Genomic DNA, 11,598 nt, shown 5'->3' with positions numbered 1-11,598 from the left:
CTGTATGAAACTCACCGTGGTCGGCGGCGGCTCGACCTACACCCCCGAACTCGTCGACGGCTTCGCCCGGCTCAGGGACACCCTGCCCGTCGAGGAACTGGTCCTGGTGGACCCGGACGCCGAACGCCTGGAACTGGTGGGCGGACTGGCCCGGCGGATCTTCGCCAGGCAGGGGCACGGCGGCCGGGTCGTGACCACCGCCGACCTGGACGCGGGCATCGACGGCGCCGACGCGGTGCTGCTCCAGCTGCGCGTCGGCGGCCAGGCGGCCCGGCGGCAGGACGAGACCTGGCCGCTGGAGTGCGGCTGCGTCGGCCAGGAGACCACCGGCGCGGGCGGCCTCGCCAAGGCGCTGCGCACCGTACCGGTGGTGCTGGACATCGCCGAGCGGGTGCGCCGTACCAATCCGCGCGCCTGGATCATCGACTTCACCAACCCGGTCGGCATCGTCACCCGCGCCCTGCTGCACGCGGGCCACCGCGCGGTCGGCCTGTGCAACGTGGCGATCGGCCTCCAGCGCAAGTTCGCCGACCGCCTCGGGGTGAGCGCGCGGGACGTGCACCTCGCGCACGTGGGGCTCAACCACCTCACCTGGGAGACCGCGGTACGGCTCGGCGGGCCCGAGGGCGAGAACGTGCTGCCGAAACTGCTCGCCGAGCACGGCGACGCCATCGCCGACGACCTGCGCCTGCCGCGCCCCCTCCTGGACCGGCTCGGCGTCGTCCCCTCGTACTACCTGCGCTACTTCTACGCCCACGACGAGGTCGTCCGGGAACTGCGCACCAAACCCTCGCGGGCCGAGGAGGTGGCGCGGATGGAGCGGGAGCTGCTGGCGATGTACGGCGATCCGGCCCTGGACGAGAAGCCGGCGCTGCTCGCCCAGCGCGGCGGGGCCTACTACTCGGAGGCCGCGGTGGACCTGGCGGCCGCGCTGCTCACCGGAGCGGGCAGCCCGTACCAGGTGGTGAACACGCTCAACCAGGGCACGCTGCCCTTCCTCGCCGACGACGCCGTGATCGAGGTGCAGGCGGCGGTCGGCCCGGCCGGTCCCGCGCCCCTGCCGGTGCCCGAGGTGGACCCGCTGTACGCGGGCCTGATCGCGAACGTGACGGCGTACGAGGAGCTGGCCCTGGAGGCCGCCCTGCGCGGCGGCCGGGACCGGGTCTTCCGCGCCCTGCTCGCACACCCGCTGATCGGCCAGTTCGAGTACGCCGAGACCCTGACCGACCGACTGATCGCACACAACCGGGAGCATCTCGCGTGGGCCTGACCTCGACCGACAGAGCGAGCGTGCTCGCCATCGACGCGGGCAACAGCAAGACCGACGTGGCCGTGGTCGGCGCCGACGGCGAGGTGCTGGCCACGGCGCGCGGCGGCGGCTTCCGGCCGCCGACGACCGGCGTTACGGCGGCCTTCGACGCGCTCGCCGAGCCGGTGCGGCGGGCACTGGCGCAGGCGGGCCTGGACCGGGTCACCCAGGTCTCCGCGTGCCTGGCCAACGCCGATCTGCCGGTGGAGGAGGAGCGGTTGGCGGCCGCGATGCACGCGCGCGGCTGGGGCGGCGCGGTGGAGGTGCGCAACGACACCTTCGCGATCCTGCGCGCGGGCGTCGCCGAACCCCGGGGCGTGGCGGTGGTCTGCGGCGCCGGCATCAACTGCGTGGGGATGCGGCCCGACGGCCGTACCGCGCGCTTCCCGGCGATCGGCCGGATCTCCGGCGACTGGGGCGGCGGCTGGGGCCTCGCGGAGGAGGCGCTGTGGTGCGCCGCGCGGGCCGAGGACGGCCGGGGCGAGGCGACGGCCCTCGCGCACACCCTGCCCGCGCACTTCGGGCTGCCCTCCATGTACGCGCTGATCGAGGCGCTGCACCTGGAACACCTGGCGCCGGAGCGGCGGGGCGAGCTGGCCCCGGTGCTGTTCGCCACGGCGGCCGGCGGCGACCCGGTGGCCCGGGCGCTCGTGGACCGGCTCGCGGACGAGGTGACGGTGCTGGCCACGGTCGCGCTGACCCGCCTCGGGCTGCTGGACGAACCGGTGCCGGTGCTGCTCGGCGGGAGCGTGCTGACCGCCGGGCACGCCCGGCTGGACGACGGCATCCGGGCCCGGCTCGCGGCCCGCGCCCCCGAGGCCGCCGTACACGTCGTCAACGCGCGTCCGGTGCTCGGCGCCGTCCTGCTCGGACTGGACCGGCTCGGGGTGCCCGAGCGGGCGCGGGAGCGGGCGCGAAGGTACTGGGAGGCGCCCTGAACTTGCCTTGTGGAAAGGCGGGTTCCCCGGGGCGGGCCGGGGCATGGCGCACGCCCCGGCCCGAGGAACCGAACACCTGCTCCCGGCGTGTATAGGGGCAGCGCACCCTGAGCTGCGCACAAGATCCGGTGAAGCCCGGTGCGGAATGTCGGTCCGTACGGCGATACTTGGCTGCGTACGGATGACCATGGGGGAGGTCGAGTGACACACCCGCCGCAGAGCGCAGCACCACCGGCCGCGGGCTCCGCCGTGCCCGCCGCCCCCGGCATCCCCGTCCAGCCCGGCCCGCCCGCTCCGGCGCCGGCCCACGCGCCGCACCCGGCCCACGCGCCGCACCCGCCCCGGGGGCCGCACTCCCGGCGGACCGCCTTCGCCGAGGGCGCCGAGAGGCTGCGGGCCGCCTCGACCACCGAGCCGGGCCGGCTGCGCATCATCGGTGCCGTACTCGCCCTGCTGGTCGTGGCGTTCGGCGCGGTCACCGCCTGGCAGAGCAGCGAGCGCGCGGCCGCCGCGGACGACGTGCTGCACCGCAGCCAGCCGCTCAGCTCCGGCGCCGCCGACATCTACCGCTCGCTGGCGGACGCCAACACCGCCGCCTCCAGCGGCTTCCTGGCGGGCGGCCAGGAACCCGCGGCCACCCGCGACCGGTACGAGAAGGACATCAGCGCGGCCGCCTCCGGCCTGGTCACGGCCGCCGCCAACGCCGAACCGGGCAGCGCCTCCGAGGCCACCGTCGCCCGGCTGAACCGGCTGCTGCCCGAGTACAAGGGCCTCGTGGAGCGGGCCCGCACCTACAACCGGCAGGGCTACCCGGTCGGCGGCGCGTATCTGCGCTACGCCAACGAGAAGATGCAGACGCAGATGCTCCCGGCCGCGGAGGACCTCTACACCAAGGAGAACGCGCGCCTGGACGCCGACTACGGGGACGCGACGCCGTACCCCTGGGCGGCCATCGCGCTCGGCGTGCTCACCCTGGCCGGGCTCGGCTGGGCCCAGCGCCGCGACTACCTGCGCACCCACCGCGTCCTCAACCACGGCCTGGTCGCGGCCGGCGGCGCCACCGTCGTCGCCCTGCTGTGGCTCACCATCGGACACACCGTCGCGCGCTCCGAGCTGACCGGCTCCTACGACCACGGCATCCGCTCCCTGACCGTCCTGCACGACGCCCGCATCGCCTCCCTGAAGGCGCGGGGCAACGAGAACCTGAGCCTGGTGGCGCGCGGCGCCGAGACCGTCACGGTCGACGGCAAGCAGTACGACACGTACTCCTACGACTTCGACAAGGACATGACCGTGCTCGGCAAGGGCCTCGGCCGGGCGGAGCGGCTCGCCGACGACTCCGGCGGCACCGCGCCCGTGAAGTCCGCCGAGGCCGGCGCCGCGCTGTGGAAGCAGCGGCACGGCGCGGCCCGCACCGAGGACGACAACGGCGACTACCAGCAGGCGCTGGACAAGGTGATCGGTGCCCAGGGCACCACCGGCGAATGCTTCGACGGTGTCGACAGCGACCTCGCCCGCGCGATAGGCCATGAGCAGGCCGAGTTCCAGCGGGCCGCCGCGAACGGACGGGACGCCATGACCGGGCTGCCCGTGGGCGCCGCCGCCCTCGCGGTGCTCGGCGCGGCGGGCGCGCTCGCCGGGATCGGCCGCAGGCTTTCGGAGTACCGGTGAGAAGGGGCGGGGCGATGGACGCGAGCCGGCTGCGCGGCTGGGGCGGGGTCGGCACGATGGCGGTCCTGTGCGCCCTGGCGCTGGCCTTCGTCCTGCTGCTGCCGTGCACGCAGATCGCGCACCACCACCACACCGCCCCGGACCGGGCCGGGCAGCAGCTCGCCGAGGGCAGCCAGGTGCGCGCCGGGTCCTGCCAGGACTCCGAGGCGCAGGCGCAGACCCTCGCCCCGTCCGGCGCGGACGGTCCGGCCGTCGACGCCATCAAGGCCCGCGCGGGCGCCCGGCGCAAGCTGATCGTCGGCGTCGACCAGAACAGCTACCGCTGGGGCTACCGCAACCCCAACACCGAGGGCGCCCAGCTGGAGGGCTTCGACATCGACCTGGTGCACCGCATCGCCAAGGACATCCTCGGCGACCCGGACGCGGTCCAGTTCAAGGCGATACCGACCAACCAGCGCATCGCGGCGATCCAGGACGGCCGGGTGGACATGGTGGTGCGCACGATGACGATCACCTGCGAGCGGCTCGGGCAAGTCGCCTTCTCGGCGCCGTACTTCAAGACCGGGCAGCAGGTCCTCGCCCCCAAGTCGTCCCCGATCACCGGGTACGACGACACCCTGGCGCACAAGGAGGTGTGCACGGCCACCGGTTCGACCGGGTACGCGAAGCTGGCCGCCGACAAGAAGGCCGGGACGCTGCCCGCCTCCACCGACCTCTCCACCACCGTGCCCAACCAGCTGGACTGCCTGGTGCGGCTCCAGCTCGGCGAGGTGGACGCGGTGGTCACCGACGGCGCCCTCGCCGCGAGCCAGGCCGCGCAGGACCCGACCGTGGAACTCAAGGGCGCGCCGTTCACGACCGAGTACTACGGAGTGGCGATGAAGAAGGACGCCTCCGATCTGGTGCGCCGGGTCAACCGGGTCCTGGTCGCCTACCGCACGAGCGGCTGGCAGGCGTCGTACGACACATGGCTGTCGGCCACACTGGGCAAGGACTCCTCGGCGTCCAGGCCGCCGGCACCGCGGTATCTGCGCACCAGCTGAACCACGGCCGACCGGAACACACAGCAAGCGAGAGGTGATCGATGGGCGTCACGGACCCCGCCGGGCCGGTGATGGACCGGGACGAGGTGGACCGTGCGCTGGCGCGGCTCGGCCAGGAGCACGAGGCCATCGAGACCTCGCTGCTCGCCCTCCAGGACCACGCGGGCCGCAGACTCCTGGAGGGCGCCGAACTGTCCGGCGTCACCCAGGAGCGCTGGCAGGCCACGGAGGCGCGGATCACCCTGCTGTGGTCGTACTTCGACGCCTATACGGCCGCGCTGCGCGGCGCCCGTGAGATCCGCGCCCGGCGCCGCTGGTCCAGCCGGGAGGACCTGGCCGAGCTGACCGAACTGCTGCGCGGCACCTCCGTGGCGGTCGCCGGGCCCGGCACCGGCAGGCTCAGCGAGAGCTTCTCGCTGGCCGAGCTGGTGGACCGGATGAACGAGCTGTACGCGACCAGCCTGGACCTGGTCGTCACCGCCGACACGGTCTGGTCGGCGCTGCCGGCCCGGATCGACCTGCTCGCCGCCGAGCTCCAGCGCACCCGGCAGCTCGCGCACTCCGTCGGCGTGCGCCCCGGCGAGCACCCGGCCGGGGACGACCTGGAGCGGATCACCCGCACCCTGACCCGGCTGCGCGAGGACGTGATCCGCGACCCGCTCGCCTTCTGGGTGCCCGCCCAGGGCAGTTCGGCGCCCGGCGGAGGCCGCCCGGACACCACGGTGTACGACCGCGAGGCGCGCGCCCTGGAGGACGTGCGCCGGGAGATCGACGCGGTGCTGACGGTGCGCCAGGACGCCGAGGCCCGGCTGATCCGCCTCCGGGACATCCTCTCGCGCGCCGACCGCACCCTCGCCGAGGCCCGTACCGCGCGCGGCGAGGTGCTGGCGAAGATCGCCGCCACCGAGGTGCCGGTGGTCAATGGCCCGCCGACCGTGCTCCAGGAGCAGCTGGCGGCGGCGGCCGAGTACCGGCGGGGCGCCCAGTGGCACCGCCTGTCCCCGCTGCTGGAGTCCCTCGAACACAAGGCCGAGGACGAACTGCTGCGGGCCCGCGAGCAGTTGACCGCGGTCACCGCGCCGCTCGCGGTCCGCGCCGAACTGCGCGGCCGGCTCGACGCCTACAAGGCGAAGGTGGCCCGGCACGGCCTGGCCGAGGACCCGTTCCTGGTGGAGCGGTACGACGCCGCGCGGCGGATGCTGTGGAGCGCGCCCTGCGATCTGCGGGTGGCCGAGGGCGCGGTACTGCGCTACCAGCGGGCGGTGGCCGAACTGCTGGACGGCGCGCCCGAGGACCGTAAGGGGGACCAGTGATGAGCGGGGCCGGGCGGGCCTGTCAGCGGCCGGGCTGCGAGGGGTCGTACGAGGACGTCGGCGGCGGCGAGCTGTACTGCGACACCTGTGGCCTGGCGCCCGTGGTGTCGGCGACCGGACTGGTCGGCTCGCCGCCCACCGGGCTGACCCGGGGCGCCGCCGAGAGCCGGGGGTCCGGCAGCGCCCGCAGCGCGCGCACCTCCTCGCAGTCGTCCAGGTCGCGGCGCTCGGTGTCCGGGCGGCTCTCCCGGTCCCTGTCGGGCGGCGCCGCCACCGCCCGCTCGGTGTCGGTGCGCAGCTCCGGCTCCGCCTCGGCACCCTCGGCACGCGGCCGGCTCGGCGCGGGCCTGGTGGACGTGCCGCAGGTGCCGCGGCCCGACCCGCACAGCATGGTCCTCGACAACCCCGAGGTGCCCGAACGCAAACGGTTCTGCTCCCGCTCGGACTGCGGGGCGCCGGTCGGCCGGGCCCGGGGCGAACGGCCGGGGCGCACCGAGGGGTTCTGCACCAAGTGCGGCCACCCGTACTCCTTCGTGCCCAAGCTGAAGGCCGGGGACATCGTGCACGGCCAGTACGAGGTCGCGGGCTGCCTCGCGCACGGCGGTCTGGGCTGGGTCTACCTCGCCGTGGACCGGGCCGTCTCCGACCGCTGGGTGGTGCTCAAGGGCCTGCTGGACACCGGCGACCAGGACGCGATGGCCGCCGCGATCTCCGAGCGGCGCTTCCTCGCGGAGATCGAGCACGCCAACATCGTGCGGATCTACAACTTCGTGGAGCACCTGGACCAGCGCACCGGCTCCCTCGACGGCTACATCGTCATGGAGTACGTCGGCGGCAAGTCCCTCAAGGAGATCGCCAACGCCCGCCGCACCCCGGAGGGCAGACGCGATCCGCTGCCGGTGGAGCAGGCGTGCGCCTACGGCATCGAGGCGCTGGAGGCGCTCGGCCATCTGCACAGCCGCAATCTGCTGTACTGCGACTTCAAGGTCGACAACGCCATCCAGACCGAGGACCAGCTCAAGCTGATCGACATGGGCGCGGTGCGCCGCATGGACGACGACGAGTCCGCGATCTACGGCACGGTCGGCTACCAGGCCCCCGAGGTCGCCGAGGTCGGCCCCTCGGTGGCGAGCGACCTGTACACCGTGGGCCGCACCCTCGCCGTGCTGACCTTCGACTTCCAGGGCTACACCCACGTCTACGCCGACGCGCTGCCGGACCCGGAGACCATAGAGGTCTTCCGCCGCTACGAGTCCTTCTACCGCCTCCTGGTGCGCGCCACCGACCCCGACCCGGCCCGCCGCTTCGGCTCCGCGCAGGAGATGGCGGAGCAGCTGACGGGGGTGCTGCGGGAGGTCGTGGCCCTCCAGAGCGGGCAGGCGCGGCCGGCCCTGTCGACCCTGTTCGGGCCCGAAGTGCGGGTCACCGACACGGAGTTGTTCCCCCTGCTGGCCGGGCACGTGTCGCGGCTGGGGGCGCGGGAGCTCCCGGCGCGCGGCCGGCGGACCGCCGCCCCCGCGCCGGCCCCCTCGGCGTCCGCCCTGGTCCGGCCGCTCGACTTCCCCGCCGCCGCCCTCGCGCTGCCCGTGCCCCTGGTGGACGCGGGCGACCCCAACGCCGGGTTCCTCGCGGGCCTCGTGACCTCCGCGCCCGGGGAGCTGCTCGGGGCGCTGGCGGCGGTGCCCGCGCAGAGCGTGGAGACACGGCTGCGGCAGGTGCGGGCGCGGCTGGAGACCGGGGACCACTACAGCGCCCTGTCCGTGCTCGCCGCGCTGGACGAGGAGCGGCCCGAGGACTGGCGGGTGGTCTGGTACCGGGGCCTGGCCGCGCTGGTCACCGGCGACTTCGAGGGCGCCGCGCTCGCCTTCGACGCGATCTACGACGCCTTCCCCGGCGAGGCCGCGCCCAAGCTGGCGCTCGGCGCCTGCGCCGAGGTGCTGGGCCAGCTGGACAACGCGGCCGACTACTACCACCTGGTGTGGACGACCGATCCCAGTCATGTGAGCGCGGCGTTCGGGCTCGCCCGGGTGCGGCTCGCCGCCGGGGACCGGCAGGGCGCGGTGCGCACGCTGGAGTCGGTGCCGGAGTCGTCCATCCACTACACGGCCGCCCGGGTCGCCGCCGTCCGGGCGCGGCTCAGGGGGCGCACCGCGGTCGCGGGTGACGTACCGTTCCTGGAGGATCTGACCGCCGCCGCCGGGCAGGTCGAGGCGCTTAAGGCGTACGGGCTCGATCCGGCGCGGCGCGAGGTGCTGTCGGCGGAAGTGCTCGGCTGTGCGCTGGACTGGATACTCTCCGGGGACCGGAACACCGTCCGGACGGCTTTCGGCGGGCGGGTGCTGCTGGGCAGCGGACTGGACGAGCGCGGCCTGCGCTTCGGCCTGGAACGCGCCTACCGCACGCTGGCCCGGCTGGCCCCCGGCGGCCAGGAGAGGAACGAACTGGTGGAACGGGCCAACCGTTACCGCCCCCGGACGTGGGTGTAGTTGATGTCGCAGATGCCCCAGCAGGCCGCACCGGCCACGTGCCCGAGCTGTGCGGAGCCCGTCGAACCCGACGACCTCTTCTGTGGTGCGTGCGGTCACGACCTCTCGGTGCTGCCCGCCCCGCCCCAGGACCACCCCACGCTGCCCATGACCGGTCCCCGCGCGCCCGGCCCCGGGACTCCGGTGTCCCGGCGCCCAGGGACGGCGTGGAGTGGCCCGCCGCCGAGCCCCCGGCTCCGGCTCCACCTCCCCCACGACGCATCTGCCGACCGATCTGCCCGGCACCGACTCGGGCGGCCACCCGCTGCACCCCGGCGCACCGGGTGCGCCCGCGGGAGCGCCCGGGTCCGGCGTCCGCCTCGACCGGCCGGCGGAACCCGAGGAGTACCCCTTGCAGGCCCCCGAACCCCGCGCCGCGAACGAGACCCCCGGACCGGAACAGCGGCCCGAGGAGCCCGCGCGGCCCGCCACGACCTGTGTCGCCTGCCGCGCCGGGCGCGTGGACAGCGACGGCTACTGCGAGAACTGCGGGCACGCCCAGCCCCGCGAACGCGACCACATGGAGCGGGAGTCGGGCCCGGTGGCCGCCGTCAGCGACCGCGGACTGCGCCATCACCGCAACGAGGACTCCTTCGCCCTCGGCCACACCACGCTGCCCGACGGCGGCCCCGCCACGCTCGCCGTCGTCTGCGACGGCGTCTCCTCGGCGACCCGCCCCGACGAGGCGTCGGCCGCCGCCGCGCGCGCGGCCGGTGACGTGCTGCTCGCCGCCCTGCCGCGCGGCACGCACCCGCAGGCGGCCATGCACGAGGCGATCGTCGCCGCCGCCGGGGCCGTCAACGCGCTGGCCGGGGAGCCGGACGCGGCCCGCGAGCACGACCCGCACCAGAACGCCCCGGCCTGCACCATCGTCTCCGCCGTGGTCGCCGCCGGGCTCCTGGTGGTCGGCTGGGTCGGCGACAGCCGCGCCTACTGGGTGCCGGACGACCGCGACGCGCCGCCCGCCCGGCTGACCGAGGACGACTCCTGGGCCGCGCAGATGGTCGCCGCCGGACTGATGAGCGAGGCCGAGGCGTACGCCGACGAGCGCGCCCACGCGATCACCGGCTGGCTCGGCGCGGACGCCTACGAACTCGAGCCGCACACCGCGTCGTTCAAGCCGGACCGGCCCGGTGTGGTGGTGGTGTGCACCGACGGACTGTGGAACTACGCCGAGACGGCGCGGGAGATGGCCGAGACGATCCCGGCGGACGCCGCCGTACGGCCGCTGCACAGCGCCCGCGTCCTGGTCGGCCACGCCCTGGACGGCGGGGGCCACGACAACGTAACAGTGGCCGTCCTGCCGTTCCCGGCACCACCGCGGGGGCAGGATCGGCCTGAGGCCACGGGGGCCACGGGCCGGAGGGGACCGGCCCGTACACAGCACCGCCGCGCGTGAGCGGGCCGGTGGAGGGGGATTTGAGTTCGTATGGCCAATTTCGCGAAACCGAGCGTGCCACGGTTCTCGGTGGACGTGTACCAGAACGAGTACCTGCCCGAGGGCGGCCGCGAGGTCAACGCCATCGTCACGGTGACGGCGACGGGCGGCGGCACGCTGGGCGCGGGCCTGGGCCCCGGCACCGCGGACGGCCGTCCCTCCGCCGCCGTGGCGATCATGGTCGACTGCTCGGGCTCCATGGACTACCCGCCGGCCAAGATGCGCAACGCCCGGGACGCCACGGCCGCCGCGATCGACACCCTGCGCGACGGCACCCGCTTCGCGGTGATCGCCGGCACCCACGTGGCCACCGAGGTCTACCCCGGCGACGGCGGTCTCGCCGTCGCGAGCCCGACCACCCGGCACCGGGCCAAGCAGGCGCTGCGCCGCCTCGCCGCGGGCGGCGGTACGGCCATCGGCACCTGGCTGCGCCTCGCCGACCGGCTGCTGTCCTCGGCGGACGTCACCCTGCGCCACGGCATCCTGCTCACCGACGGGCGCAACGAGCACGAGACGCCCGAGGACCTCCGCGCCGCCCTCGACGCCTGCGCCGGCCGGTTCACCTGTGACGCGCGGGGCGTGGGCACCGACTGGGAAGTGAAAGAAGTCACAGGGATCGCCTCGGCGCTCCTCGGCACGGCCGACATCGTCGCCGATCCGGCGGGCCTCGCCGCCGACTTCACCCGGATGATGGAGACGGCGATGGACAAGGAGGTCGCCGACGTCGCCCTGCGGGTGTGGACGCCGGTCGGCACCGCCATCCGTTATGTCAAACAAGTCGCTCCCGCCGTCGAGGACTTGACCGCCCGCCGCACCGAGGCCGGGCCGCGCGCCGGGGACTATCCGACCGGGTCCTGGGGCGACGAGTCCCGCGACTACCACCTGTGCGTGGAGGTGCCACCGGCCGGCCTCGGCCGCGAAATGCTGGCCGCGCGGGTCTCGTTGGTCATCCCGCAGGCGGAGGGCCCGGCGCAGAACCTCGGCGCGCAGGGCCTCGTACGGGCCGTATGGACCGACGACATGGCGGCCTCCACCGCGATCAGCCCCCAGGTCGCCCACTACACGGGTCAGGCCGAACTCGCACATGTCATCAGACAGGGGCTCGATCTGCGCAAAGTGGGCGATTTCGATGGAGCAACCGCCAAACTGGGACGGGCCGTTCAGCTGGCGAGCGCCTCGGGGAACGCGGATACTGCGAAACTGCTTTCGAAGGTGGTGGACGTGGTCGACGCCGCGACAGGTACTGTGCGGTTGAAGACGAGGGTCGCGGAGGCCGACGAGATGACTCTGGAGACCCGGTCCACCAAGACTGTTCGTGTCAAGAAGTGATCTGGAAGCGACCCTAGCGATCCAGCCGGACC

7 protein-coding genes and 1 pseudogene are annotated in these 11,598 nt (G+C 74.5%); all 8 read left to right on the top strand.

Annotated elements, in window-relative coordinates; genetic code table 11:
- The first annotated feature begins 4 nt into the window (after positions 1 to 4).
- The 8 genes and pseudogenes from GHR20_RS23730 to GHR20_RS23695 all read left to right on the top strand — a co-directional run bounded on the left by GHR20_RS23730 (position 5) and on the right by GHR20_RS23695 (position 11,566).
- Positions 5 to 1,270: a 6-phospho-beta-glucosidase gene (locus tag GHR20_RS23730; RefSeq protein WP_153814321.1), complete on the top strand. Its 1,266-nt coding sequence runs from the start codon at positions 5 to 7 to the stop codon at positions 1,268 to 1,270.
- Positions 1,261 to 2,247, top strand: a complete 987-nt coding sequence (locus GHR20_RS23725; RefSeq protein ID WP_153814320.1) for a BadF/BadG/BcrA/BcrD ATPase family protein — start codon at positions 1,261 to 1,263, stop codon at positions 2,245 to 2,247. Before GHR20_RS23730 ends, GHR20_RS23725 begins: the two co-directional genes overlap by 10 nt.
- A 201-nt stretch (positions 2,248 to 2,448) precedes the next feature.
- Positions 2,449 to 3,918, top strand: a complete 1,470-nt coding sequence (locus GHR20_RS23720; RefSeq protein WP_194858971.1) for a hypothetical protein — start codon at positions 2,449 to 2,451, stop codon at positions 3,916 to 3,918.
- A 14-nt stretch (positions 3,919 to 3,932) separates the two neighbouring features.
- Positions 3,933 to 4,961 carry a glutamate ABC transporter substrate-binding protein gene (locus tag GHR20_RS23715; protein WP_153814319.1) on the top strand — a complete coding sequence of 343 codons (1,029 nt, stop codon included), beginning with the start codon at positions 3,933 to 3,935 and terminating at the stop codon, positions 4,959 to 4,961.
- Positions 4,962 to 5,002: 41 nt separating this feature from the next.
- Positions 5,003 to 6,274, top strand: coding sequence for a hypothetical protein (locus GHR20_RS23710; RefSeq protein ID WP_153814318.1), 1,272 nt, complete (start codon positions 5,003 to 5,005; stop codon positions 6,272 to 6,274).
- The gene (locus tag GHR20_RS23705) at positions 6,274 to 8,760 is read left to right on the top strand and encodes a serine/threonine-protein kinase (protein WP_148023750.1); all 2,487 of its coding nucleotides are present in this window, start codon (positions 6,274 to 6,276) and stop codon (positions 8,758 to 8,760) included. The genes GHR20_RS23710 and GHR20_RS23705 overlap by 1 nt, the downstream gene beginning before the upstream one ends.
- Positions 8,761 to 8,763: 3 nt before the next feature.
- Positions 8,764 to 10,126 (top strand): annotated as a pseudogene (locus tag GHR20_RS23700) (protein phosphatase 2C domain-containing protein); the annotation flags it as partial.
- Between the two features lie 102 nt (positions 10,127 to 10,228).
- Positions 10,229 to 11,566 carry a VWA domain-containing protein gene (locus GHR20_RS23695; RefSeq protein WP_148023748.1) on the top strand — a complete coding sequence of 446 codons (1,338 nt, stop codon included), beginning with the start codon at positions 10,229 to 10,231 and terminating at the stop codon, positions 11,564 to 11,566.
- Positions 11,567 to 11,598: the final 32 nt, after the last annotated feature.

This window comes from Streptomyces sp. SUK 48, assembly GCF_009650765.1.
GTDB lineage: Bacteria > Actinomycetota > Actinomycetes > Streptomycetales > Streptomycetaceae > Streptomyces.
The sequence above is the reverse complement of the archived record's forward strand: the minus strand, read 5'-3'. Positions and strand labels throughout refer to the sequence as shown.